This is a genomic window from Paenibacillus sp. FSL K6-1230, from assembly GCF_038002385.1.
Taxonomy (GTDB): Bacteria; Bacillota; Bacilli; order Paenibacillales; family Paenibacillaceae; genus Paenibacillus; species Paenibacillus massiliensis.
In genome coordinates this window covers 3178066-3204210 of record NZ_JBBOCK010000001.1, presented here as the reverse complement: position 1 = coordinate 3204210, position 26145 = coordinate 3178066, and the positions used below count along the sequence as shown (strand labels likewise).

Sequence of the window (26145 nt, the reverse complement as noted above, 5' to 3'; positions counted from 1 at the left end):
AGCACATATGGGGAGTATTTTAATCCAGAGAGCACAGATCGTTACCATGAATGCCGAAGAGGAGGTTTTCATTGGCGACGTTCTTATAGAGAATCAGGTAATTAAGGAGATTGGTCCACATATTGAAGCACAAGCTGATCGTGTCATTGATGCTTGCGGCAAAGTACTGCTGCCAGGCTTCGTGCAGACGCACATTCATCTGTGTCAGACCCTGTTTCGCGGGCGCGCAGACGATATGGAGCTGATGGATTGGCTTCGCCAAAGAATCTGGCCGCTGGAGGCTGCTCACGATGAGGAATCGGTCTATTACTCGGCTCTGCTAGGCATAGGAGAGCTAATATCAAGCGGGACCACTACAGTGCTGGATATGGAGACGGTACATCACACCGAATCTGCATTTCAGGCCATGGCCCAGAGCGGCATACGAATTATCTCCGGCAAGGTGATGATGGATCATGGGGATGAGGTGCCCCTCCCGCTACGTGAGCGCACAGAGGATTCCATTCAGCAAAGTGTAGACCTGCTGGAGAAATGGAATGGCTTTGGTGGTGGACGTATCCAGTATGCCTTCTGTCCAAGATTCGTAGTGTCCTGTACTGAGCAGCTTCTGACCGAGGTACGTGACCTGTCAGCTCAGTATCATGTGCGGGTGCATACGCATGCTTCAGAGAATCAGGGCGAGATTGCGCTAGTTGAATCCGAGCGCGGTATGAGAAATATTATTTACCTGGATCATATTGGTCTGGCTCATTCAAGACTAATTCTGGCGCATTGCATCTGGCTGAGTGAGGAGGAAAAGGAGATTATTCGTAAACGCGGGGTGAAGGTGACTCACTGCCCGGGCTCCAATTTGAAGCTTTCCTCAGGCATTGCGGATATTCCTGATCTGCTGAACCGCCATATTCATGTCGGACTCGGTGCCGACGGAGCACCCTGCAACAACAATCTGGATATGTTCCAGGAAATGCGCCTGACTGCGCTCATTCAGAAGATTCCACATGGTCCAACGGCAATGGATGCCCGTACTGTCCTAAGAATGGCGACGATGGGCGGAGCTGAGGTACTGGGTATGGCCAAAGAGATTGGCAGCCTGGAGGCTGGGAAGAAGGCCGATATGATCTTGCTGGATCTGGATGACTATCACACATACCCATCGTATGATACAGACATTTATTCCCGCGTTGTCTATTCCACTACCCGGAGCAATATGGACACAGTTATTATTGACGGAGCTATAGTGTTTGAGAATCGTATGGTGACAACCATTGATCGGGGCATCGTATTGCAGGAGGCGGATAAATCCATTGCAAGGTTGATACGTACGATGTAATTTTCATTTCTACTTGATGTGAACTGATGGGCATTCATGAGATTGTTGCAAATTCTGAATCGTTGGCTTTAGAGATTATTACGAAGTATATACTGCTCGCGTAGCCAAGTGTAGCCAAGATGCATACCACGCTGAAGGGAGGAAGCCTCGTATGGATATGGCAGAATTATGTGTTCATGCTGTCAAAGGCGGAGAACGAAAGGTGCTGGTAACAGCCGTATATGTTGAGGGTCATGCGTACCGCAAAGAAGGGGCTTCCATGCTGCTCGGGGAAGATGGGGGAGCCTGGGGGAGTATTAGTCCGGGCTGTATAGAGGAGGATCTTCGAGAGCGGGTTCGCGAGGTGCTGGCTACAGGGAAGATTGCCAAAGTCCCCTATGATATGAGACCAGTAGACGATCTGTCCTGGGGTGAGCATGTTGGTTGTGGTGGACTGATGCACCTGGTGCTGGAGCCAGTCGTGCAGCAGCTCCAGATGGCCATGGAGACGATGGTTGATCTGTTTGGGAAAGGGCATCACGTTATCCTCACACGTACCTATGATTGGCTTGCTGAGCATGCAGAATATAGGCTAGAAATTGCCGGGGATGCTATTGACAATAAGCTAGATGCGTCGGGCAATTTGGCATCATTAGCTGCAGTTCATATAGACAATAGCCATGAGCTGATGCTCGCACATACAGAGCATCAGCCTTGGCCAGATAGCTACGTGAGGACTTATCGGCCCCAGCCACGCCTTGTGATCTTCGGTGCTGGACCGGATGCGGAGCCCGTATGTAAGCTTGCTCTTGCCACAGGCTTCCGTGTAGTTATGGCGGATTGGAGGACAGCGCGGCTAACTGCAGAGAATTTTGCAGGAGCTGATCTGATCCATGGCTTCCCACAGGAAGTGTTGCATGGACAGCTTCGTATCATGGAGACGGATTTTGTGCTCCTCATGAGCCATCAATATCAGCGTGAGCGTGAGCTGTTAGAGCTGCTGGCAGAGAGCACATGTGCGTACATTGGCATTATGGGAACGAAGGGACGAACAGCACGCTTGCTGGAGGGATTGCCCACATTCTTGAATTTGCATTCTCCTGTTGGGCTACACATCGGCTCAGATGGACCGGAGGAGATAGCTGTCAGCATTATGGCTGAGTTGATTGCGATTCGAAGGGGAAAAGCCAAGGCGCAGTCACAGTCCTTGAAGGAGGGGTGGTATTATGAGCGTCACCGGAGTGATTCTGGCAGCCGGCCGAAGTTCGCGACTGGGTCGTGACAAGCTGGCGGAGCTACTGCTGGATGGTCGTTCGATCGGAGCAAGGGTCGTAGATACTGCCCTGAATTCACGACTTGACCATGTGCTTGTAGTGGGACGGCAATGCTCCCAGCCAGATTGGCTTACATCCATCTTCGATGAAGCACTCAGACAAGACCGAGCAGAATATCTACATTGTACAAAGGCTGGCACTGGCATGTCTGCTTCCCTGCAATGTGGACTGGAAGGGGCTATTCGTCGGGGAGCGCAAGCGATCATGATTTTGCTGGCTGACCAGCCTTTTGTGCAGGAGAGTAGCCTGGATGCATTATTACAGCTTTATGATGATGTCTATAATTTCACTCGACCAGAGCAGAGCTTCGATTATATTGCGGCCCGTAACGGAGCCTCCCCCCAGCCCCCGGTTATATTGACATCCACCATGTATGAGGCAGTGCGACAGCTACAGGGAGACTGTGGTGCAGGCATACTGCTCAAGAGCGCTAGATACAGAGGTATCTATTGTGACTACTCTGCTGATCTGTTCATGGATGCAGATACGGAGACAGCGCTCATGCACCTTCGAGAACAGGAGAGGAGGGTGATGAGCTGTGCAAATGAATAGCCACTCGATCCTTCCTTCCATGAGCCAGCCGACTGTGAGCTTGCCAACGACGCAGGAGGAGATCCTGCATACCAGATCAGTATTGGGTGCCCAGGCAACCTTTGTGGCAGGAGGAACCCTGCTACGGACCCAATGGGAAGGGGGCGCAGTTCCTGTCCCGTCCAACCTGATCGCCTTGGATGCGCTTGAGCAGCTGTACGGAATCTCTGAACAAGAACGTGCTCTACGTATCGGTGCGATGACACGACTGAAGGATTGTATTAGCAATACAGCCGTTGTAGCATGTGCGCCGCTACTGTCAGAGGCAGTTCGTCACATTGCTGCCCCTTCCATTCGGAATTTAGCCACGCTCGGCGGTAACATTGTATCCACGGTTGGCGATGCTCTGCCAGCTCTGCTGGTTATGAATGCCGAATTGGAATGGCTAGGAGAGAAGACCTTCATAAGACAATCTCTTAGGGATTGGTTAGATAGCGCGCGTAGCAGTGGCATTGATCGTGAAGCTGTTCTATGTGCCGCACATATCCCGCGAGTGGCTGAACCCCAAGTGAGCTTTTTCAAAAAAGTAGGCAGAAGAGCGGCTTTCACCCCTGCTCTTGTGAGCGTTGCTTTTGAGGGAGTCCAGGATTCGGCAGGAAAGTGGATATCGGCTGCTCTGGCTGCTGGTGGCGGTGCATGTATCTCAGCAAGACTCCCTCGTTCGGAGGAATTACTGTTATCCATGCAGCCATGGATGACAGATTACGGTAAGCTTGCACGGACGATACAAGAGGAATTTGCGGCGAATACAGATGTGTTCGCTTCAGCCGAGTACCGGAGCAGTCTTGCCGCTAATCTGCTTACCGCTGGATTATTTGAGAGTCTGGAGAGTATTCACAAAGCAAAGGAGTGAGCCGAATGTTGCTGAATCGTGAGAACAGCGGCGCACGCTGGTATAAGCGGCCTGACGGACCTGAGAAGGTCACGGGCCGTCTTTCATATCTGACCGACCTATCCCATCCGGATATGCTGTATGGTCGTGTGCTACGAAGTGAATATCCACATGCCAGAATTGTAGCCGTTGATCTGGAAGCTGCGCTACGTCTCGACGGTGTACGTGCAGTCCTTACCTGGCGGGATGTACCCGGTCTGAATCGATTTGGCATCGCCACACCAGACCAGCCCGTCTTCTGTGAAGATCTGGTCAGATATACAGGAGACGCGATAGCTGCTGTTGCAGCAGACACTCCTGAACTGGCGAAAGCAGCTCTGGCGCTGATCAAGGTTAGCTATGAGGAATTGCCGGTTGTGGATTCACCCGAAGCGGCACTGGTAGACCAGGCACCGAAGCTTCATCCCCAAGGCAATGTACTACACCGAACTGAGGTGAAGCGTGGCAATGCTGAGGCCGCTTTTGCGGAGTGTGTACATGTTGTAAAGGAAACATATTATACCCCGCGGCAAATGCATACTTACATGGAGCTGGAAGGAGGCCTCTTCGTTCCTGAGGAGGATGGCAGACTTACGGTGTATGCTGCCACTCAGCACGGCTATAAGGATCGAATGCAGCTATCCCGCATTCTTGCCCTGCCCGAGGAAGCGATTCGGGTGATTTCCAGTCCGATCGGGGGCTCCTTTGGTGGAAAGGACGAGTTGAATGTACAGCCATACGGTGCGCTTCTTGCTCTGCATTGTGGGCGTCCAGTGAAATTTCACAACTCACGTAAGGAATCTGTCCGGGCAGGACTCAAGCGACACCCAATGAAGATCGAGATGATGACAGGAACGGATGAACAAGGCTACTTGGTTGCCCATCGGGTAAGAATGATCTCGGATACCGGGGCATATGCGACATTGGGTGCTCCCGTACTGAATTTTGCGACAGAGCACTGTCTCGGGCCTTACCGCATTCCGCATGTGGATGTAGAAGGAATGGCTGTATACACGAATAATGGTGTGGCAGGCGAGTTCAGAGGCTTCGGGGGTAATCAGACGATATTCGCCGTAGAAGGACAGATGGATCGACTTGCTGCCCTTCTAAGCATGGACCCGTGGGAATTCAGGCGTAGGAACATGCGGAGTAGCAGTGACCCAGGCCCCCTGGAGCAGCGAATACTGGAGACGGAGGGGCTAGCTCAGGTGTGGGAAGCCGTAGAGAACTCTTCGCTGTGGCAGAGCAGGAGAGGTAGTATAGAGGAAGAGAAGCCTTTACCATGGATACGTCGGGGGATCGGCGCCTCACTAGCCATGCATGGAGCAGGACTGGGCTATGGACTACCTGATCCAGCAGGTGGCAGACTATCACTTACCGAAAAGGGATTTATTGAGGTGGCCTTCAGCTACGAGGAATTCGGTCAAGGATTGGTGGCTACCCTCGAAATGATGCTGATTGACCTGTTCAACTGCTCCGCCTCGGATCTTAGCATCGTCATTGGGGATACAGACCTCGTGCCGCACAGCGGGTCCAGTACAGCTTCGCGGTCTACAACAATGGCATGGATGGCCCTGCAGCGACTGAAGGACCCTTTCCTGAAGCAACTCCTGGGGATTGCTTCGGCCTTGACAGGTATTATTCCAGAGCAGCTGGTTACGGGACCCGGAGGTGTATGGCAGGTGGAGGAATACAAGCGTATGGCTGCGCCTCTGTTACGTCCACGTGTGACTTATGCAGAGATTGTGGCAGCTGCGACGGAGCCGCTTGTGTTTGATACACGGTTCGATTATCCGACCACCCCAGATGCGGTCATGGGGGGCCATTTTCTATACACTTATGCAGCCGTCATCGCAGAGGTGGAAGTGAATCTGTTGACTGGCGAAGCCAAGCTACAGGATACCCGTCATATCGTAGCTGCGGGGCCAGTTATGAATCCCATGGGATATTTGGGACAAATCGAGGGCGGCAGTGTCATGGCACTGGGCTTCACTTTGACAGAGGATGCGGTTATGACACACGGCCGCTATGCAACACCGAATCTGGATACGTATATCATTCCGACGGTGCGGGACATCCACAGCTCGCTGGAGGTAGAGGCGATTGAAGAACTGCCGGAGGGCGATCCTTACGGACCACGTGGTGTAGGTGAGGTCGGATCAGTGGCGCTGGCTCCTGCGATTGCTGAGGCTATATATCAAGCTACAGGTGTGCGAGTGAAGCACCTGCCAGTCAGAAGAGAGCTGCTCATGAGACCTCTTGATTCGCTCATAGGGCAGGAGAAAGGAGTGAAGTGGGGATGAGTGAGCAAGCGTATGTATGGAGAGCAGAGCTGAATGGACGTCAGATCGAGCTTGCGATAGCTCCTTCCCGCCGTTTGATCGATATACTACGTACAGATCTGCAACGAACAGGAACGAAGATCTCCTGTGAGATTGGACGATGTGGAGCATGCATGGTATTGATCGACGGGGTCGCAATGAATTCCTGCCTGCTCATGGCTTATCAGTGTCAGGACCGCAGCATCATGACTATAGAAGGTTTAGGTTCAGCAGACGGCGCTGATCAAGCAATCGCCAGAGATTCAGCAGCAGAAGATGATCAAAAGATGAACACGAACGTGATCGCTATCCAAGGAAAGAAGTCTATGCTTCATCCGATCCAGGAAGCCTTTGTGGAAGAGGGTGGCTTTCAGTGCGGTTATTGTACACCGGGTATGATCCTGTCCACCAAAGCACTGCTTGATCAGAATCCTAGCCCCGTGAAAGCGGACATTGAAGAAGCGTTATGCGGCAATCTATGTCGTTGTACAGGCTACAGTGGAATTATTCGAGCTGTTGAGCAGGCTGCTGTGAAATGCCGAGAGCAGACGCTCCAAAAGCAAGAACAGTGATATATAGAGTCTGCTTACAGTCCAGTGAGCAAAATAAATCTTACAAGCAAGGCATCATGTATCTCAAGGTTACTTCTCTTTATTCACCTTCTGAATCGAATAGGATGTATCCCGAGCTAATATAGTCGAAGGAAGGCTTCGCAGGAAGCGCTCACCTTCGACTTTTCTTTTGCTTCTGCAGGAAAAGGTATCAATTATGTTAAAAAAATGAAACTTTCCGCCAATTGTATTGGTTTATGATAGGCGTAATTATTGCACATTTCGTCATTATGCATCCAATCCAACAATCGTGTAGAACGAGCATAAGGAGATGATCAGGGTGAGTGAGCGTCCCTTACCCAACAGGTCTGTTAGACGACAATCTGGCAGACGACAGCAACGAAGACGGCTGCGAAAAGCCATGCTACATGTGCTCGTCTTCTTCCTCATAGCTGGTCTAACAGGCGGCGGCTGGCTCATGTTCACATCCTCAGGGGAGGAGCTCCGTTACCGTATAGCGGATACGCTTATAACCACTCAGCATCGACACTGGGCCAAGTACATTATTGGACAGGACGAGCTGGATAAAAGAGTGGCTGAATACAAGGCCAGATTCGAGCAAATGGGCGAAGAGATGGATCATCATACGATTCAGACTCCTGCAATACCTGTTGCAGCCGTACAAGAGGAGAAGCCACTGGTTGAGATTGAGGAAGTATCCGGGAAGAGCTATCACGGCTTCGTAATGACCGTCCACGATCCTACCAAGATCAGATTAGGTGTCCCAGCACAGCAGGGCAAAGGTGAGAAGGTATCCAGCATGGTCAAGCGTCTGGGTGCTGTGGCTGGAGTGAATGGTGGCGGCTTTGCAGATCCTAATTGGAAAGGCAATGGCTTCAAGCCAATTGGTGTCGTCATTTCTCAAGGGAAGTTATTTTATAACGGCTTGGGTAAGAAGGCTTCTACCCAGATCGTCGGAATCGATAAGCAGGGCAAGATGATCGCAGGGCACTATTCTCTGGAAGAATTGAGCCGGATGGAAGTTCAGGAGGCGGTAACCTTTCAGCCAAGACTGATCGTGAATGGCAAAGGTCTGATTCGTAATCATGCAGAAGGGTGGGGCATTGCTCCGCGAACAGCCATGGGTCAGCGAGCTGATGGAGCGATACTCTTCGTTATCATTGACGGAAGACAGCCCGGTTATAGCATTGGTGCGGATCTCTATGACATGCAGAATATTTTGCTGGAGCGGGGGGCCGTCATTGCGGCGAATCTGGATGGAGGCTCTTCTACGGTGCTTGTACACAACGAAGCAATTGTCAATAAGCCTTCCTCCGAGTATGGAGAGCGTTACCTGCCAACGGCATTCCTCGTGTTCGAGCATCCCGAGCAGGCGAATATACCAAATATCTGGGAAGGCTTGAGACCTGAGAATATTGATGCCGGGAAAAAATAGATTGCCGCGTTAGCTTTAGCCTATGCAAGTCAAATGCAAGCCTATGAAAGGGGATGAATGTCGTATGTTCAAGCAACGAAAAGGAGTCATTCTTACAGCCATCCTAGCTGCTGCCGCTTGTTATCTGATTGCAGCGAATGCTGCATTGGCATTCCCGTCCTCTGAGCTGGAATCCGTAGCGAGCTTGCTACCGGAAATCTACTTGAACTGAGCATTTTTCAAATCCAGCAAGCAATATTTAAATGAACAAAAGATAGATTAAAATGGTTCTATTCGTCTTCAATTGCACTTTATAGCGATACTAATCGAATTATGCAACATGCTTGAACTATGAATAGAGTTGACGCATTGTTTATTTTGCTCCATAATTTCTCCCATAAATTCTGATGACGGAGCGGAGGATTGAATGGAGCAGATAAATGTACGTAGCAAGCCCAATATGGCAATTCGGGAAGACACCTTCCTTCAGGGAGTGAAGGATTGTGTACCGACGTTGCTTGGGTATTTAAGCATAGGATTCGCAGTTGGCGTTGTTGCCAAGACAGCTGGTCTATCGATCCTGGAGATTGCCCTGCTTAGCCTGTTGCTGTATGCTGGTTCAGCCCAGTTCATTATTTCAGGCATGGTGGTCGCAAGCACATCACCAACGGCAATAATTCTTACGGTCTTTCTGGTGAACCTTAGGCATCTATTATTGAGCGCGGCGGTCTCACCTTATTTTCGGCATTTGAGCGCAGGGAGGAACGGTCTCGTGGGTGCCTTGTTAACCGATGAGACCTTCGGCGTAGCTATGATTAAGGCAGCTGAGCATAAGAAGCTCGGCGAGAAGTGGATGCATGGTCTGAACCTGACGGCCTACCTCAATTGGTTCGTGGCTACCCTTGCTGGAGCTTATTTGGGACAGTGGATTAGCAACCCGGAGCTATGGGGCCTCGATTTTGCATTAACAGGGATGTTCATCGGCATATTAGCTGTGCAAATTGCCAGCCGCTCCAAGCTACTGGTGGATCTGATTGTCACAGCGAGTGCTATTATAATTGCCGTCGGAGCCAGCGTGCTGGTGTCAGGCAGTATGGCCATTATCATTGCTACGGTAGGAGCAGCAACGGTCGGGATGGTGATTAGCCGATGGAAGTGAGCGGGTATATGCTCGTCATTATTTTAGGCAGTGCACTTGTCACCGTCATTCCACGCGTGCTGCCATTGATGCTGTTAAGCCGTGTCCAGCTGCCTGAGTGGGCTATGCGCTGGCTGCATTACGTACCTGTGTCTGTCATGGCTGCGATGATCGGCCAGGAGCTATGGATCAAGAATGGTGAGCTTGAGCTCTTCAATCTGAAGGTACTGGCTGCCGTTCCGACGCTGTTGGTTGCTATCTACACCCGAAGCCTGCTTGGAACGGTGATTACGGGAATCCTTACCTTGATGATCCTGCGTTATTGGCTCGGGTAGTTATACGTATACATAATCCTCTTCGTATGTGCTGTAATGGCACGTCTGGAGAGGATTTTTTATTGTAGGTGAGGCTGCATTTGATTAATTCAGTTTAAGACGGCATGTGTACTAACTGAACAAGTACCTGTTAGTGAGAAGAAACAATTCGAATACATATAGAAACAATAAAACATTTTATCATTGACTTACTTTTTGTTACGTGTTAATTTATTGATAACAAATAACCAATCAGCCATAGTTATACAGAAGTAATCTTAGGTTTTTACTTTAGGCAACATAGAATGACTGGCTTACGGTTGGGATAATGTAATGATTAACCAATAAAAATGGATAAAAGGGGATTGAAACAAATGAACAAGTACGTATCTGCATTGCTTCGAGTGGGACTGGGGATCATGTTCCTGATCCATGGTTTGGACAAATTCCAGACAGGAATAGAGAATGTGGCAGGCTATTTTGGCAGTATCGGATTGCCGGGCTTCTTCGCCTATATTGTTGCTTCAGCTGAGGTGGCCGGAGGAATAGCACTCATTCTGGGGTTGCTGACGCGTGTGGTATCAGGTGGATTTATCCTCATTATGCTGGGAGCCATCATCTCGGTGAAGCTGCCGCTGGGGTTCCTTGGAAACGGACAAATGCCCGGGTATGAGCTTGATATCGCTTATCTGCTGATTGCCTTGCACCTCATGTTCGCTCCAGCTACTGCATTCGCAGTGGATCGCCTGCTGTTCAGGGACAACTCTGCTGCAGAGGAAGCCGTAGAATAATAGCGATTTCTAGGCGTAGCCTAATAACTAGACCTAATTAGCCGCTAATGATGAAGTTAATGGAGAAATTATGGAGAGCCTTTTTAACTTAAGAAAACGATGTCGGTTTAATTCATATCAATAAGAATTTAGAAAAGAGGAATTTCAATGAGCCAAACATTACATTCAGCTACGAGAATTGGCAAGGTGGCCCTGAAGGTCAGCAATCTGAAGCGTTCCATTGTATTCTATACTGAGGTCATTGGCTTCCAACTGCTGCATGAGTCGGGTAACACAGCTCAATTGACTGCGGATGGGAAGACCATATTGCTGACACTGACCGAGCATAAGGATGCAGTAATTTTACCAGAGCGTGCAGGAGCGGGTCTCTACCATTTTGCCATCCTGCTACCTGATCGTGCTTCTCTCGGCCTGGCAATTCGGAATCTGGCGAAGCACAATCTGGAGATTGGTCAAGGGGATCACCTCGTGAGTGAGGCGTTCTATCTGAATGATCCGGATAATAACGGAATTGAAATGTATGCAGATCGACCAAGAGAGACTTGGAAAAAGGATCAAAATGGCCATTACATTATGGCTACGGAGCAGGTGGATGTCCAAGGATTGCTGGACGAATCGGCAGACAAGACCTGGTCAGGGCTTCCCGCTGGAACGACGATCGGCCATGTTCACTTCCATGTATCCGATCTGGGCAATGCCGAGAAATTCTACGTACAGACGCTAGGCTTCGACATTGTAGCCATGTATGGTTCCATGGCCATGTTCATTTCCGCTGGAGGCTACCACCACCATATCGGTCTGAATACGTGGGCAGGAGTGGGGGCACCACCAGTACCCGAGAATGCTGCCGGACTTGACTTCTATAGCCTTGTGTTGCCGAATGATGAGGAGCGACAGGCTGTGCTGGATAGAATTCGTCAGGGAGGCTATCAGGTAAGCGAGCAGGCTGGCAAGTGGTTCGCCAAGGACCCGTTCAACATTCAAGTCCAACTGGTGACGGAGCAAGAGCATCTTCTCGGGTAAATGTCGCCAAGGTAATTAATAACATGAACTACATGAATTGCATGGGCTACATGAGCTATGTTCCCGGCCAATTGAGATAATTATGCAGTTAATTAACTTGATAAATTATTATTGAAATTAACTGATTGCTGATTGTACGTGTCCTGATTCGTTATCGGAAGAAAAAGATGACGGTCCAAAGGCTAATTGCTTGCTATGGATTTACTACAAATAAGACTCCACATCTAGAGGGACAGCCTTATCCCTTAACAGTGGAGTCTTATTTTTGCTGCTATATATACTAACTAGATCTACAGTTATTTACTCTGTGTACTCAAATCAAAACATGCTCCAGTCCAGCGACTGTGATATCGTCTCCAGCAGATGAACTCCAGTCGTACTGTTCCCCATGCGATTAAGCGCAGGCCCAATGACTCCAATCCCGTAGCGGCCAGGAACCAAGGACAGAATTCCTCCGGACACACCACTTTTTGCTGGCAGCCCGACCTGTATGGCAAATTGACCAGAAGCATCGTACATTCCACAGGTGGTCATGAAGGTCTTGGCAATCTGAACATAGCGGCGAGGAATGAGCGGGACGCCAGCTACCGGATCATAGCCGTTATAAGCCAGGATCAAAGCCATGCGCGCGAGATCAGAGCAGTTCACAGTGATGGCACAATGTCTGAAGTAGACCTCCAGCACATCCTCAACCTTCCCCCTGAGAATGCCTTTCTCGGTAAGAAAGTAGGCTAGGGAGCGATTCAAGTGCCCTGTGGCAGACTCAGAGGCATAAGTGTCCTCATCGAACACAAGAGAGTCGTTCTGTGTCAACAGCTTGAAGAACTGAAGAATACGTGTGAACTTCTCTTCGGTGCTGTTCCCTGCAATGAGTGAGGAGATCGCGATGGCTCCGGCATTAATGAGCGGGTTGAAGGGGATACCAGGCTCTACAAGCTCCAGCTTGAGCATGGAATTGAAGCGATCCCCGGTAGGCTCCATTCCAACTTTGGAAAAAACGACTTCTTCGCCATTATCCATCAGTGCAAGGATTAGGGTGAACACCTTGGATATACTTTGCAAAGTAAAGCTCAGGCCGCAATCACCTGCGGATATGGATTGTCCCTTGCCATCCATGATATAAATCCCTAGCGCATCTCTCGGTGCCTTGGACAGCTCCGGGATGTATGAAGCTACATTGCCATGAACATGGTGCTGACGACTTTCTTCAAGCCATGCGGGTAAGTGCTCTCTTAATTGTTCCCATTCATAAGTTGACATGCTGCTTCCTCCGATCCGGCAGGCTCTGTATCTATAACTACTCTTATATACTTCTCCAATTTATTCTATCCATCTATGAGGCTCACCTCAAGAGATTGCGCACGGAGTTCGCAAATTTAGCCTATGAATCCGCAAAAAGTTGACGGACAGGCACATGTATACTATTGTTTTGTTAATAACATGATGATTATATGAATAAAGAATATGAAAATACAGGTGATGAATCGATGCAGGAGCACTTGCCCGTTGATCGTAATGGTATGAATGAGGAACAGTTTTTGAAGCAATATGATGTTAGTCAATATGACAGGCCTTCGCTTACAGTGGATATGTTGATCTTTACCGTAGCAGACAAGGAACAGAATAACTACAGGAAGCTTCCTGAGAAGTCACTGCAACTCTTGCTAATTAAGAGAGGTGAGCATCCTTTTCTGGGGCAATGGGCGCTTCCAGGCGGCTTCGTGGGAATGAATGAAGATCTGGATTCGGCAGCACGACGTGAACTGAAGAGTGAGACGAATCTGGATGACGATCAGCTCCATTTGGAGCAGCTGTATACCTGGGGTGAGGTGGGGCGCGATCCGCGTACACGCGTGATCAGCTGTTCTTATATGGCACTTGTAGATCGTAGTGCACTCCAGGTGCAGGCAGGTGACGATGCTGCTGAAGCTTGCTGGTTCGACCTGACGCACAGGATTGTACACGAGCAGAAGACAACGTTGAAGGATGGCTACACGCTGGAGCGGCTAGTAGAGCTTTGCTTGACCCATGGGGAAGTGACATTGTCAGCCCAGGTCAAAGTGGTGCAGCGGATAAGCGGCAAGTCCAACACGGTAACTCGCGAAATCGTGGCAAGTGATCAGCTTGCATTTGACCATGCGCGGATTATTCAGTATGCTATCGATCGTCTGCGCAACAAAGTTCAATACACAAGCATCGCCTTCAATCTAATGCCGCCTTTATTTACCCTAACAGAGCTCCAGCAAGTGTATGAGGTATTACTGGGCAAGGAGCTGCTAGCCCCGGCCTTCCGCCGCAAAATTGCTGATATGGTGGAGGAGAGCACGGAGTACAGGAAGGATGCGGGTCATCGCCCCTCCAAGCTATTCAGCTATAGACCATTTGTTGATGGCGAGTGATCAATTCCTGAGTGTTTTTTATGATATGTCCTACTTATCAAGTCGCCTCTTAGGCGGCTTTTTTGAGATGTTAGAATTTAAAGGTTTTCAGCGGAGCTGAAGCATTCGATCATGGCAAGAAAAACTTCAATTACGGTGGCCTGTCGTCTGTGAAAGTACACCAATTAACGAGCAATAACAAAATTTGAATGATCATTTCAATTGATTATGTATGCCAAATGATGGATGTGCTACATTATTGCTAGTTCTACAATTATTGAGAATTAGACAATTCGTATCCAATCATGGTGTCGAAAAAAGCAAAGTGCTTTACACAGCTCAAATGATGCATATTGGAGCTCTAAGCAGCAGTCACTGAGCATTCTGATGATAGGGAGGTGATTCCAGGGCAGTGAAATGGCGGAGCTTCGTGGATACGTTCAAGCGGATGCGCTTCATGTGTCACACATCAAATTGCAAACGCTTACTTGCTGCTTGTCCTGTGCAGTGGCTTGTAGCCTAACCTAGCTGGGTACACGAAAGGATGGATGTTAATGATCGCGAAGATGCGACAAATGGGCTTGATCTTACTTATGAGCGTTTTTACTTTGTCCAGTCTTGGATGGGGTACAGTATTTGGGAACGAGGCGGTGAGCAGGACAGCTGATAATAATGAGGCACTGGAGGCCATCGTTCATCAATTTGACTTCGGGCCTGGAGAAGCGGTTGCTGACTATACCGGGATTGACGCCTATACGCCGTATTCTGCAGAGCAAGGCTACGGCTTCACAGATCTGACACTCGTTAGAGCTGAGGCGCGTGACACAGACAGTTCGCTACAATCGGATTTTGTTGTGCTGGAAGCTGGAGCCGGATTCAATGTAGACCTACCTAATGGTGATTATACCGTCTCACTGATGGCTGGCGATCCAGAGGGAGACACGAATCTTGCTATTAAAGTAGAGAATATGGACAAGGTACAGCCAACGACCAAAGCAGCAGGCGAATATTTGGAGATGGACTTTGATATTGCTTTGGTGGATGGACAGTTGAATTTTGTATTCTCTGGTACAGCAGCCAAGCTGAATGCCATTACGATTACTAAGCTGCCTGAACGCGATGCGGGTACCAAGCCGGTCGTATACCTTGTAGGTGATTCAACGATGCAGACCTACGATCCATACTGGAAGCCACAGGCTGGCTGGGGACAGATGCTACCCGACTTTTTCAGCGATGCGGTAGAGATCAAGAACCATTCCATTGGTGGACGCAGCTCCAAGTCGTTCCTGTTCCAGGGCAGATTGGATGAGATTCTGCGTGTCATTCGTCCTGGGGATTATGTGCTGGTACAATTCGGACATAATGATGCAACGATTAGCAATCCAGAACGCTATGCCTCGCCCGCTGATTACAAAAATTATCTCAAAACCTACATAGACGGGGCACAGCAGCGTGGAGCAACACCCATCATGATTACTCCAGTGGGACGTAGAGATTTCAATGCGGGGACGGGAAAATTCAATGTATCCTTCCCTGAGTATGTTCAGGCGATGAAAGAGGTGGTCGCTGAGAAAGAAGTGCCTATGATCGATCTCAGCAAACGGAGCGTTGAGTACTATGATTCCATCGGTCCTGAAGCAGCACTGTCTGTCTTCCTTCATGTTCCAGCCGGAATCTATCAGGCGTTCCCTAACGGGGCTACGGATAATACTCATTTTCAAGAATATGGTGCCATTCAGCTTGCACGAATCGTAGCGGATGCTGTTCGTGAGCTGGATATTCCATTAGCAGCAGCTGTTGAGGATGCAGAAATACCAGCTGAGCTACCAGCGAAGCCTGTTGATCTCAGAGTAGGTGGTGTCAGTAATGCGGGAGCCGAATTGAAATGGACGGCCGATCCTGCAGCAGACATCTACAAAGTCTATAGCAAGCTAGCTGCAGAGCCTGAGTCATCGTATAAGCTGGCTGGAACGGCAACCGTACCCACGCTTACGCTCAGTGGTCTGCTTGAGGGCCAATCCTATACCGTCCGAATCACAGCCGTAAATGGACGTGGGGAATCTGAGGCATCAGATGAAGTTACCTTCACCACAAAGTCCGCAACCTATCGTTATGACTTCGGTCCTGTAGGATCGCCGGTAGCCGAAGGATATACAGAGGTCAACCGGAATACGATCTATACTCCAGAGCGCGGCTACGGGCTGACATCATCAGCCAACATGGCAGATCGGGATCGCGGCGGTGCGACTGATGCCCTGCGTAGGGATTTCGTCATTTATTTTGGCGGCTCCTACGAATTCAAAGTGGATCTTCCGAATGGAACCTACGCCGTGAAGACGTACACAGGAGACTGGATTGGGTCCGCGCGGACCCATGTGAACATTGAAGGAAAGGATTACGGGACCGTATCCTCTGGTGCTCAAAATATAACAGAGAAGGTGTACAATCAGATCCAGGTCCAGGATGGACAGATGAATCTGGTATTCAGTGGCCAGACGGCCCATCTTAATGGGCTTGAGATCACACCTGTAATGGTTGCTCCATCTCAATTGAAGCTGGATGAGCTGGAGTTGGGTACCGATCCGATTACAGCTACGATATCCTGGCAAGCGACTAGCGATAATGCACAGTATAAGGTCTATCGTCAGTCTGCTGGTGCCACGAACCCTGAGCTTCTGGCAACAACGGATGTAGCTAGCTATGTCGACAGTGAGATCGACCTGGGAATGAAATATGTATACACCGTGACTGTCGTTGACGCGACTGGCACGGAATCCGTGCCTTCCAATGCATTGGAGGTATCTACGCTAGACCCAAGTGTTGAGAAGGCTGCGGTACCTGCTGGCCTGAATGTTGTGAGTGTCAACAAAAGTGATGCTACGATAGGCTGGTCCGAGGTAGCTGGAGCACGCGCTTATCAGATTTATCGTTCAAACAGCGTAGACGGACCCTATGAACTGATTGGGCGCACACAAGCAACGCTCTATAAGGATTCAACGATTCTGAGCACGATTCCTTACTACTATAAAGTCGCATCGGTCAATGCAGGCGGAGTATCTGAGCTATCGACTGTACTTGAGACTCCTGCGGTCACACAGTTGAACCGTGCGATGGAATACCTGGATCGTGCTCCCGTTGCTGTTCGCACAGAGCAAGGCAATTATATCGGCTGGCGTATGCTGGGGCTGGACCCCGAGTCTGTGACCTTCAACGTGTACCGGGATGGTGTAAATCTGAATGACGAACCGATCTCGGGTAGCACGAACTTTGTGGACAGCGAAGGGGATGCCTCATCGCGATATCGGATCATGATGGTGGATAACAATACGGAAAAAGCAGTGACCAAGGAATTCGGTGTCTGGGAGGATACGTACTTATCCATTCCGTTACAGAAGCCTGCTGATGCCTACACCAAGGATGGGCAGCCATATTCCTACGTTGCCGGGGATGCCAGTGTCGGCGATCTGGACGGTGATGGGGAGTATGAAATCGTGCTGATGTGGACACCGACGAATGCCAAGGACAACTCCCATTCAGGTTATACTGGCATCGTCTATATGGATGCCTACAAGCTGGATGGAACCCAGCTGTGGCGCATTACGATGGGACCGAATATTAGAGCTGGGGCTCACTATTCTCCGTTCCTCGTTTATGACTTTGACAGCGACGGCAGAGCCGAGCTGATGATGCGCACGGCAGATGGTACGGTGGATGGTCAAGGCAAGGTCATTGGAGATGCCCATGCCGATCATCGAAATAGCTCAGGTTATGTGCTGCTTGGGGACGAATTCCTGACTGTCTTCGACGGGCAGACGGGAGCTGCACTGGATACGGTGGACTATGATCCTCCGCGCGGGGATGTCGCAGCATGGGGAGATGGATACGGCAATCGCGTGGACCGCTTCCTGGCAGCAGTAGCCTATCTGGATGGAGAGCATCCGAGCGCCATGTTCAGCCGCGGTTATTACACGCGTACGGTGCTGGTGTCCTATAATTTCCGCAATGGCAAGCTTAGCAAGGTGTGGCGTTTTGACACCAATGACGATGGGTATGCAGGCTATACGGGGCAAGGCAATCATAATCTGTCCGTTGGTGACGTAGATGGAGACGGCAAGGATGAGATCACATTTGGGGCGATGGCGATTGATGATCATGGGAAGCCGTTGTACAACACGAAGCTGGGACATGGCGATGCCATGCATCTGAGTGATCTTGATCCGACCCGACCGGGACTGGAAGTGTTCGGAGTTCATGAGAATAAAAGCTCTGAGTACGGTATGGAAATGCGCGATGCAGCTACAGGCGAGATACTGTGGGGGGTGCACACGGGTCTCGATACGGGCCGAGGCATGGCTGCTGATATTGACCCGAATTACCCTGGAGCGGAAGTATGGGCAGCTACGATCACCAATGAACAGCATATTCCGATTACAGGACTCTACAGTGCTCAAGGTGAGCTGATCTCAACAGAAATCCCTTCCTCCACGAATTTTGGTATCTGGTGGGACGGTGATCTATTGCGTGAACTGCAGGATGGTATTCGAGTCGATAAATGGGATTACAACAATCAGACAACTGTGAATCTACTGACAGCCACCGGAGCAGCCTCTAACAACGGTACCAAGGCCAATCCGAGTCTGCAAGCCGATCTGATCGGTGATTGGCGCGAGGAGGTCATCTTGCGCAGTCAAGACAGCTCCCATCTGCGTATATACACGACAACAGATGAGACGGATGTAAGGATCCGCACGCTTATGCATGATCCGATCTATCGTCTCGGCGTTGCATGGCAGAATGTAGCCTACAATCAGCCACCTCATACTGGCTTCCATCTGGGAGTGGGCATGGCTCAGCCTCCTGCACCGAGCATTTATTATGTCGGTTCCCCAACGGACCCGGAGGATACCACGCCACCTGTCATTACGGGAATGCCCGCAGAGCGAATGAGCGAGGATGAGGTGCTGAAGGTAGACGTCAGGGCAGAAGATCCTGAGTCTGGCATCGTCCGACTTGAGCTTACATGGGACGGTGAGCCGGTAAGCTCTGGTGACGAGATTAGCCTAGAGGGTCTGCTAGGAACGCATACCTTCACCGCACGGGCTGAGAATGGCGTCGGCTTAGTTACTGAGCTTACGACAGAGGTAACAGTTGTAGGAGCGGATCAGGTGGATGGACCACCCGGGGTACCTGTTCTGTCCGACAATAACGGCCATGATACGGGGTTAGCCGATGGTCAGTACACCATAACGATGAACATGTGGTGGGGAAATAATGCGACAGAATACAAGCTATACGAGAACGGAGAGCTCATTGATACCCAGAAGCTTACAGCCGCGACACCAGCTGCTCAGACCGCAGTAACGGACATTTCTGGTCGTCCCAACGGCACCTATGTATACACTTCTGAGCTAATCAATGCAAAAGGCAAGACGGAAAGCAGCTCATTAACGGTGACTGTCCGCGATGCAGCCCCGACCAAGCCGGTCCTCTCGGCTGATAACTGGGATGGTGACGGAAATTATACGATTACCATCAATATGTGGTGGGGGACGAATGCGAGCTCCTATCGTCTGTACGAGAACGGCGAACTGCTTCATGAACAGTCGCTTGATACAGCATCACCTGGAGCTCAGGAGTCTAAGGTGACCATTACGGATCGAGCCTCAGGCGAATATGAATATTACGTAGAATGGATAAATGAGAGTGGGACGGTGACGAGTGATACGCTGAAGGTTACACATGTAGGACGAAATTCATTTTAAATTCACTTGAAAATAAGTCCTAAGAGATATTGTTCCTCATAATTCAGAGAGCAAGAGAATATATTTCGATGCATTCTATATGATATAATACAACATCAGACTCAGCTAAAGCTTCATTAGAACGTATTCATATCTTATCGTAGACATGAAAACACAACTGTATGGGAATATAAGCACCCTTCTATACTTAAACCTCTCGTGATTTGAGTTATGAAAAGGTTTATCTAGAAGAGTGCTTTTTCCTTTATAGGCTGTGTTTTTCTTTTTTATCTTAGTGATTCAAGGTAGGTAATTACATCGAGAAATAATAAAGGCTAGCATATTCTCTAGTAGATTGTGCTGAATAATTTGCGGGTTTCGTAGCATGACAAGTGGAAAACAAAGCTTCTCTAGTGTTTTATACCAGTAAATATTCTTTTCTTTTTCATCAAGGTCGATGATGTTACGAAGTATTATTTTTGATGTTGCTGTCACAAAATGACCTGTATCGGTGTATTAGGAGTGTAGGCAGGAGGGGGGGATGATTTTTGGATAGACACTACAGAGAGTATAAATCAGACTCAGCAGAAATTGAGAGGCTGGTTGAAAGGACTAAACTTGGTGATAAGGAAGCTTTTGCCTCAATTATAAGGAATTTTGAGAAGCCAATGTATATCTATTGTTACCATATGCTCAAAAGCAAGGAAGAAGCCGAGGATGCGCTACAAGAAATATTTATTAGAGTGTATGAACAGATACATAAGTATCGTTCAAATATGAGCTTTTCGGCATGGCTGTACAAAATTGCCTACAATTACAGTCTGAATCAAATCCGGGGCCAAAAAAGGTGGTTTCGTTTTATAGATCGTTATAAATATGATCAGCCTGAGGCCTCGACTCAGCAAGTAGATAGTCAAACTACACTGAAGGATCTTCTAAAGCCACTGACTACAGAAGAGAGACATATATTACTTCTTCGGGCGATTCATGGATATCACTTTGACGAGATTAGTGAAATGATGAATATGAAACCAGCAACGGTGCGCAAAAAGTATGAACGCCTTCGCAAAAAACTGCAGACGAAGGAAGTTAAGGAAGGAGGAACAGTGAATGCGTCGATCACCAAATCCATCTAAAACCGTGAGTATTCACCAGGTGGAGCAAATGATTCGGGATACGGAGACGCCAGAGCACAGCATGAGTCAACAGATTGTAGACAAACTTGAATCAAAAAGCGTGCCCTCACAAAAGCCATTCTTTACAAGAAGAGTGGGAGTCATCGCAGCAGCATTGATTGTTTTTTGTGTGTCTCTAACTCCTGTCATGGCTCAAACCATAGGGCGACTATCCTTGCTTGAATATTTGAATCCATTTGTCGAAGAAATGAAAATGAATCCAAATGAGAAGGTGAATACACTTTATGCGACAGGTTTGGATGGGAGTAAGTATTTTCATACGGGGATGATGTACTTTGATGACATTGAGGATCAGGAGTTTAAGAGCCAGCTGCAAAGGGTTTGGAATGAGATTTTTCCTCAGGGAGAAGGAATTAATGATGTGATTATGTACGAATATGAAGCGAACACATTTCACATCGAGGCGCGGAACGAAAATAGATCCATCCAATTTGACGAGGGTAACTGGTATTTAGCGAGACAAACGATTGGAGAGAACCAGGTTCCAGATGCTGCAAAAGCTGCAGCGGATCAAGCATTTAATAAAGTTGGGGATTTTAAACAAAGTAAAAGTTCAGTAAGTCAAATGATCTTAAGACCCCATCAAAACCCGGTGTATAAGTTCGTGTACGAAACAAACAAGGGTTCTATCCTCATTGATGTACAAAAAGATACCAATCAGATCACACGAGTAATAGCCTTTCCGTTGTCGGATCATCTTAATAAATTGGAGGATCAAAAGAAATATCGTGACTTAGTCGAGAAAACAAAAGCAATTGAGCTGAATAAGGTTCGTGAGGAAACCGTGAAACAAGCTAAAGTATGGATGAATTTGGACTTAGCTGATTATAAAGTATCCAGAGTTGAATACCGGTTTGATACATTCACTTTCACGAAAGAGGGCTATCCATCCGTGACTGCGGTGATCACCTCTAAAGGAACGATCTATTGTATGGAAATCGAGCTACGAGAGTTATCTGAAAAAGGAGCGGACTAATCAAGGAATGCTGGGATTAGGCTGAATTAAAATGGCTCCAAGCTGTATTGCCTAGCAAGTTGAACGTGGGTGCTGCCCGGTCTAAGGCAGAGAGAGGAGGTGATGACTACTGCTTTTCTATAGATTTATTTCAACGTGACTGAACCATTCCATCAACAAGTTGTGGGCAAAGCAAAATAAAAAATAAAGGAGTTTATTCATATGAACAAAAAAATAATTTTTCCTATCCTCGGAGTAGCCTTACTATCAGGAGGTCTACTGGGATACCAAACATTCGTTCAAGCGGATGCTTCTAACAACGTAAATACCAACGCTTCAAAGGATATTAAGCTTGATCAGAAGCTTATACAACAAGCTCAGGATAAGCTTAAGGAATTGACAGGGAATACGTATACGTTAATTCAAGGAACGGCTACGAAAGATTCTATCCATTTTAAAAGAGAGAGCTTCAAGGACGATATTATTGAGTACAAAACGAATGGAAAGCTCGAAACTATCATTATTAAAATCAATTATGAAGATTTAAAAGGTGGAAAATATCAAACCAAACTGAAGGAAACGTGGGAAGCTTTGTTCCCAGGAGAAGAACCAAAATATGTGAGTATCTCAGAGTCAATCTACCGTGTGGGTACAATTTCATCGAATGCTATGCAAAATAAGCAAATTTATATGCAGGAGAATGGTGAGATTTATGGCGTAAATTATGCTCCTGGCGATGCCTCAGCAAGCGTGCAGCAGAAGGCTGCTCAGGTATTATCCAAGCTGACCGATGGAAAGGTCAAGCAGGGCGCTAAGTTGGATCGTGTGTTTGTCCGTGAGGGAAAACCCAATATATATCGCTATAAGTATAAATCAGAAGCTATGAAGGTCAGCTTTGTAATTGAAGAACAAACGCTGGAACTGCTCCAAGCAGATGTACAGCATACCGATGGTAAAGGTGTAGACAGCTATGAAGAATTTCAGAAACGAGAACAAGAAAAAGAGGCAAAGATCGAGAAGTTGACGTTAGACACTTTAATGAAGAACGCAATGAAAGACGCGAAAAATATGCTGGATCTGGATTTGGAAGGATATAAGGGAGCAAGAGCAACGAATGCATGGGATAAGGATTATATGACCTTCACCAAAGAAGGGTCTCCCTCAGTTACTGCTAGATTTGATAAAGACGGATCGTTTAACAGCTTTACCATCCATAAGTATAATCAGAACATCGACTTTTACGGAATGACCATCGCAGGTCCCCCAAATGAAGAACTCAAAGTGTTAATTGACTGATATGTATGCAAAGTAGCTTGGAGATGCATTTATATTTCATTACAACTATGAGGTCGCAAAAGAAAGGAGTTCATTAATATGAACAAAAAGACAATCTTCCCTATCCTCGGGGTAGCTTTATTATCAGGAAGTTTGTTGGGATGCCAAACATCTACTCAGGCGAATTCAGCTAACAAGGTTAATGCTATCGCCTCACAGGAGGCTAAGCTTGATCAGAAGCTTATGCAAACGGCTCAGGATAAGCTTAAAGAACTGACAGGAAATACGTATACGTTAATTCAAGGAACTGCCATGAAAGATTTTGTGAGCTTTAAAAGAGAGAATTCCAAATATGATACGATTACTTATAAAGCTAATGGAGAGCTCGAAAATATCGGTATTAAAGTTAATTATGAAGATTTAAACGGTGGGAAATATCAAACCAAACTGAAGGAAACATGGGAAGCTTTGTTCCCAGGGGAGACACCAAAGTATGTGGATATCTCAGAGTCAATCTACCGTGTGGGTACCATCTCATCGAATGCTAAACAAAATAAACAAGTATATATGGAGGATAATGGCAAGGTACATGGCGTAAATTATGCTCCTGATGGTGCCCCAGCAAGCGTGCAGAAGAAGGCTGCTCAGGTATTATCCAAGCTTACCAATGGAAAGGTCAAGAAGGGGGAAAAGTTAGATCGTGTGTTTGTCCTTGATGGCAAACCGAATGTGTATCAATATAACTATACATCAAAAACGATCAATGTGAGCTTTGCAATTGAAGAACAAACGCTGGAGCTGCTCCAAGCAAGCGTACAACATAGCAGTAGTAAAAATGCAGATAGTTACAAAGAATACCAAAATAAAGAAAAATCAAAAGAAGCAAAGATCAAGAAGCTGACGCTAGATACATTGATGAAGAATGCAATGAAAGACGCAAAAACGATGCTAAATCTGGATCTAAAAGGATATAAGGGAGCAACAGGAACAAACGCGTGGGATAAGGATCAAATGACGTTCACCAAAAAAGGGGCTCCCACAGTGATTGGCACAGTGGATGCAGACGGTTCGTTTACTGACTTTATCGTAGAGAAGTATGGTCTGCAACTCAGTTTCGGCGGAAACACGATCGTAGGGGCTCCAAATGAGGAACCAAAATTATTAATCAAATAATTCTAAATGTGAGGTGAATCCGAATCATGTGAATTCGATAAAGCTTCTAGAGAAGCCGGATTTCACCTGTGAAGGAGCACTTGGACAGTACGAGAGAGTAAAAGAAACATTTGGGGATATATGTATGTATCTGAAATTAAGTTCAGATTGAAGCAAGTAGGGTCCAAGATAGAGCCCGAGCTAACATATCAGCGTACCACCAATCGACTCCATTATGGATGCTGCACTTGATCCCGTTGCTAATTCACGAATCCAAGTATCGCGCCAGGATTGGCGAAAAGTGGCGGAGTCTCTTGAAGTTCCATTTGTTGAGATCGAAGTGATTTGCTCTGACAGTCGTGAACACAGATATCGAATTGAGACGCGTGAAGCTGATATTCCCGGCTTTGTCCTACCTACATTGGGAGAAGGTCAAAAACCGACAGTATGATGCTTGGGACCGAGATCACATCGTTATCGACATAGCTCACCAAACCGTGAACGAAAGCTTGATGTACAACACAAAAAACACCTCTCTGTAGGGAGACCTTCAATACATAGAAGCGTCTGACAACAGAGAGGTGTTGCCTCTTACAGCTATAATACTTCAGTAACAATGATTCGACATTACGTAGCAGAGCTGCTGTTATAAGTATAGACCGCAGCCTTCTTCATTATGATCTGTCTTGCATTACCCCCGATGATACCTCCCAAGATGAGAGCAACGCCCAGCCATTGCGGCCAGCCCACTTGCTCTGCCAGCACAAGAGATGACATAAAGACAGCTACCGGTAGCTCAGAGGCTGTCAGAATGGTACCGAGCCCCGGTCCTACATGCGGCATGCCGATCGAGAATAGAAGAGGAGGTAGCACGACCCCGAAGAAGCCCAGCATTAGCCCATAAGGTGCCAATTCCAGCAGAACAGATGGATTCAATAAGAACACCGGTGGAAACACTGCAAATACGGTAATCATCCCCCCAGTGGCAAGCAGAGCGCTTTTCAATATCGGCGGAGTAGTTCGCTCTACAGCACTGCTAAGAAAAATGAACGTCGTGAAGGTAAGAGCAGCGAGCATTCCCCAGACGCAGCCTTGCCAGGTCAGGACTACTCTTTCTTGAGCTACCATGTTCGCGGCCAGACCTGAGCCGACCAGAAGAATCCCGATAGATATCAGCTTGGCTATAGTGGGTCTTCTCTTGTAGAAGATCCATTCAAACAGTGTACCGATCCACACGAATTGAAATAAGAAAATGATGGCAAGTGATGCATTAAGCGTCTGTAGAGATTGATAGTAGAAAATACCTGTCAATCCAAATGGAATGCCTGATAGCAGCAGCTTCAATGTCGGTCTGAAAGGCAATGTCTTCCGTCTGGTAAACATAACCACGATCCATGTAAGCAAGGCCCCGAACATATATTGGCTTCCTGTCACCTCGGTCACAGAGAATCCAGCGGCATAAGCGAGCTTCACAAATGTAGATAAAACGCCGTAGCAGCATCCTCCCAAAAATACAATTAGTGCATAATGCCATAACTTCATCACAGAATCCTCCTTATTTTGAACGCAAAAAAACCACACAAATGCTCTATTGAACATTCGTGTGGCGAAAATAGAGATAGCTCATCAAGATAGCTCTAGAAAAGTCCACAGCCTTAAAACAGGTTTTAGTATTCCATTGCGGTTACCAGTATAAATCGGAAGCATCTGTGTTGTCAATGTGTAATAACCATAGGTCATTGCATAACTCATCAAGGTTCGGCAAGACTA

20 protein-coding genes are annotated in these 26145 nt (G+C 47.8%); 18 read left to right on the top strand and 2 right to left on the bottom strand.

Features of this window, described 5'->3' with window-relative positions; translation table 11 throughout:
* Positions 1-7: 7 nt before the first annotated feature.
* From MKX74_RS13890 to MKX74_RS13835, 12 genes are all read left to right on the top strand, one after another.
* Positions 8-1330: a 5'-deoxyadenosine deaminase gene (locus MKX74_RS13890; protein WP_341178812.1), complete on the top strand. Its 1323-nt coding sequence runs from the start codon at positions 8-10 to the stop codon at positions 1328-1330.
* Positions 1331-1481: 151 nt separating this feature from the next.
* Positions 1482-2591, top strand: coding sequence for an XdhC family protein (locus tag MKX74_RS13885; RefSeq protein WP_341178811.1), 1110 nt, complete (start codon positions 1482-1484; stop codon positions 2589-2591).
* On the top strand, positions 2536-3195 hold the full coding sequence (locus tag MKX74_RS13880) for a nucleotidyltransferase family protein (protein WP_341178810.1): 660 nt from the start codon (positions 2536-2538) through the stop codon (positions 3193-3195). Before MKX74_RS13885 ends, MKX74_RS13880 begins: the two co-directional genes overlap by 56 nt.
* A complete protein-coding gene (locus tag MKX74_RS13875; protein ID WP_341180579.1) occupies positions 3188-4087 on the top strand; it encodes an FAD binding domain-containing protein in 900 nt (299 codons plus the stop codon). Before MKX74_RS13880 ends, MKX74_RS13875 begins: the two co-directional genes overlap by 8 nt.
* Positions 4088-4092: 5 nt before the next feature.
* Positions 4093-6408, top strand: coding sequence for a xanthine dehydrogenase subunit D (gene pucD, locus MKX74_RS13870; RefSeq protein ID WP_341178809.1), 2316 nt, complete (start codon positions 4093-4095; stop codon positions 6406-6408).
* A complete protein-coding gene (locus MKX74_RS13865; protein WP_341178808.1) occupies positions 6405-6998 on the top strand; it encodes a (2Fe-2S)-binding protein in 594 nt (197 codons plus the stop codon). The genes pucD and MKX74_RS13865 overlap by 4 nt, the downstream gene beginning before the upstream one ends.
* A 310-nt stretch (positions 6999-7308) precedes the next feature.
* Positions 7309-8433, top strand: a complete 1125-nt coding sequence (locus MKX74_RS13860) for a phosphodiester glycosidase family protein (RefSeq protein ID WP_341178807.1) — start codon at positions 7309-7311, stop codon at positions 8431-8433.
* A 64-nt stretch (positions 8434-8497) separates the two neighbouring features.
* The gene (locus MKX74_RS13855; RefSeq protein ID WP_018884397.1) at positions 8498-8644 is read left to right on the top strand and encodes a hypothetical protein; all 147 of its coding nucleotides are present in this window, start codon (positions 8498-8500) and stop codon (positions 8642-8644) included.
* A 195-nt stretch (positions 8645-8839) separates the two neighbouring features.
* Entirely contained in the window at positions 8840-9571 is a 732-nt protein-coding gene (locus MKX74_RS13850) for an AzlC family ABC transporter permease (protein WP_341178806.1), read from the top strand.
* Positions 9562-9885 carry an AzlD domain-containing protein gene (locus tag MKX74_RS13845; protein ID WP_341178805.1) on the top strand — a complete coding sequence of 108 codons (324 nt, stop codon included), beginning with the start codon at positions 9562-9564 and terminating at the stop codon, positions 9883-9885. Before MKX74_RS13850 ends, MKX74_RS13845 begins: the two co-directional genes overlap by 10 nt.
* A 353-nt stretch (positions 9886-10238) precedes the next feature.
* Entirely contained in the window at positions 10239-10655 is a 417-nt protein-coding gene (locus MKX74_RS13840) for a DoxX family protein (protein ID WP_341178804.1), read from the top strand.
* 147 nt (positions 10656-10802) lie between these two features.
* The gene (locus MKX74_RS13835) at positions 10803-11678 is read left to right on the top strand and encodes a VOC family protein (protein WP_341178803.1); all 876 of its coding nucleotides are present in this window, start codon (positions 10803-10805) and stop codon (positions 11676-11678) included.
* Positions 11679-11996: 318 nt separating this feature from the next.
* Here MKX74_RS13835 and glsA read toward each other — a convergent pair whose 3' ends face one another.
* Positions 11997-12938 (bottom strand): glutaminase A, encoded by a 942-nt coding sequence (glsA, locus tag MKX74_RS13830; RefSeq protein WP_341178802.1) that lies wholly within the window; start codon positions 12936-12938, stop codon positions 11997-11999.
* 227 nt (positions 12939-13165) lie between these two features.
* Here glsA and MKX74_RS13825 point away from each other — a divergent pair, with 227 nt between their 5' ends.
* The 6 genes from MKX74_RS13825 (at position 13166) to MKX74_RS13800 (ending at position 24396) form a co-directional block, all read left to right on the top strand.
* Positions 13166-14077 (top strand): NUDIX hydrolase, encoded by a 912-nt coding sequence (locus MKX74_RS13825; protein ID WP_445667320.1) that lies wholly within the window; start codon positions 13166-13168, stop codon positions 14075-14077.
* Between the two features lie 533 nt (positions 14078-14610).
* Complete coding sequence (locus tag MKX74_RS13820) at positions 14611-19818, top strand: rhamnogalacturonan lyase family protein (protein ID WP_341178800.1); 5208 nt, start codon at positions 14611-14613, stop codon at positions 19816-19818.
* 527 nt (positions 19819-20345) lie between these two features.
* Positions 20346-20933, top strand: a complete 588-nt coding sequence (locus tag MKX74_RS13815) for an RNA polymerase sigma factor (protein ID WP_341178799.1) — start codon at positions 20346-20348, stop codon at positions 20931-20933.
* Entirely contained in the window at positions 20908-21969 is a 1062-nt protein-coding gene (locus MKX74_RS13810; protein ID WP_341178798.1) for a hypothetical protein, read from the top strand. Before MKX74_RS13815 ends, MKX74_RS13810 begins: the two co-directional genes overlap by 26 nt.
* A gap of 201 nt (positions 21970-22170) precedes the next feature.
* A complete protein-coding gene (locus tag MKX74_RS13805; RefSeq protein ID WP_341178797.1) occupies positions 22171-23244 on the top strand; it encodes a hypothetical protein in 1074 nt (357 codons plus the stop codon).
* Between the two features lie 78 nt (positions 23245-23322).
* Complete coding sequence (locus MKX74_RS13800; RefSeq protein ID WP_341178796.1) at positions 23323-24396, top strand: hypothetical protein; 1074 nt, start codon at positions 23323-23325, stop codon at positions 24394-24396.
* A gap of 606 nt (positions 24397-25002) precedes the next feature.
* Here MKX74_RS13800 and MKX74_RS13795 read toward each other — a convergent pair.
* Positions 25003-25917, bottom strand: a complete 915-nt coding sequence (locus tag MKX74_RS13795) for an EamA family transporter (RefSeq protein ID WP_341178795.1) — start codon at positions 25915-25917, stop codon at positions 25003-25005.
* Positions 25918-26145 lie beyond the last annotated feature (228 nt).

Bases quoted from the DNA above. Each gene is read 5' to 3' on its own strand.
- MKX74_RS13890 (WP_341178812.1), top strand. From the start codon at position 8: ATGGGGAGTATTTTAATCCAGAGAGCACAGATCGTTACCATGAATGCC.
- MKX74_RS13885 (WP_341178811.1), top strand. From the start codon at position 1,482: ATGGATATGGCAGAATTATGTGTTCATGCTGTCAAAGGCGGAGAACGA.
- MKX74_RS13880 (WP_341178810.1), top strand. From the start codon at position 2,536: ATGAGCGTCACCGGAGTGATTCTGGCAGCCGGCCGAAGTTCGCGACTG.
- MKX74_RS13875 (WP_341180579.1), top strand. From the start codon at position 3,188: ATGAATAGCCACTCGATCCTTCCTTCCATGAGCCAGCCGACTGTGAGC.
- pucD (WP_341178809.1), top strand. From the start codon at position 4,093: ATGTTGCTGAATCGTGAGAACAGCGGCGCACGCTGGTATAAGCGGCCT.
- MKX74_RS13865 (WP_341178808.1), top strand. From the start codon at position 6,405: ATGAGTGAGCAAGCGTATGTATGGAGAGCAGAGCTGAATGGACGTCAG.
- MKX74_RS13860 (WP_341178807.1), top strand. From the start codon at position 7,309: ATGATCAGGGTGAGTGAGCGTCCCTTACCCAACAGGTCTGTTAGACGA.
- MKX74_RS13855 (WP_018884397.1), top strand. From the start codon at position 8,498: ATGTTCAAGCAACGAAAAGGAGTCATTCTTACAGCCATCCTAGCTGCT.
- MKX74_RS13850 (WP_341178806.1), top strand. From the start codon at position 8,840: ATGGAGCAGATAAATGTACGTAGCAAGCCCAATATGGCAATTCGGGAA.
- MKX74_RS13845 (WP_341178805.1), top strand. From the start codon at position 9,562: ATGGAAGTGAGCGGGTATATGCTCGTCATTATTTTAGGCAGTGCACTT.
- MKX74_RS13840 (WP_341178804.1), top strand. From the start codon at position 10,239: ATGAACAAGTACGTATCTGCATTGCTTCGAGTGGGACTGGGGATCATG.
- MKX74_RS13835 (WP_341178803.1), top strand. From the start codon at position 10,803: ATGAGCCAAACATTACATTCAGCTACGAGAATTGGCAAGGTGGCCCTG.
- glsA (WP_341178802.1), bottom strand. From the start codon at position 12,938: ATGTCAACTTATGAATGGGAACAATTAAGAGAGCACTTACCCGCATGG.
- MKX74_RS13825 (WP_445667320.1), top strand. From the start codon at position 13,166: ATGCAGGAGCACTTGCCCGTTGATCGTAATGGTATGAATGAGGAACAG.
- MKX74_RS13820 (WP_341178800.1), top strand. From the start codon at position 14,611: ATGATCGCGAAGATGCGACAAATGGGCTTGATCTTACTTATGAGCGTT.
- MKX74_RS13810 (WP_341178798.1), top strand. From the start codon at position 20,908: ATGCGTCGATCACCAAATCCATCTAAAACCGTGAGTATTCACCAGGTG.
- MKX74_RS13805 (WP_341178797.1), top strand. From the start codon at position 22,171: ATGAACAAAAAAATAATTTTTCCTATCCTCGGAGTAGCCTTACTATCA.
- MKX74_RS13800 (WP_341178796.1), top strand. From the start codon at position 23,323: ATGAACAAAAAGACAATCTTCCCTATCCTCGGGGTAGCTTTATTATCA.
- MKX74_RS13795 (WP_341178795.1), bottom strand. From the start codon at position 25,917: ATGAAGTTATGGCATTATGCACTAATTGTATTTTTGGGAGGATGCTGC.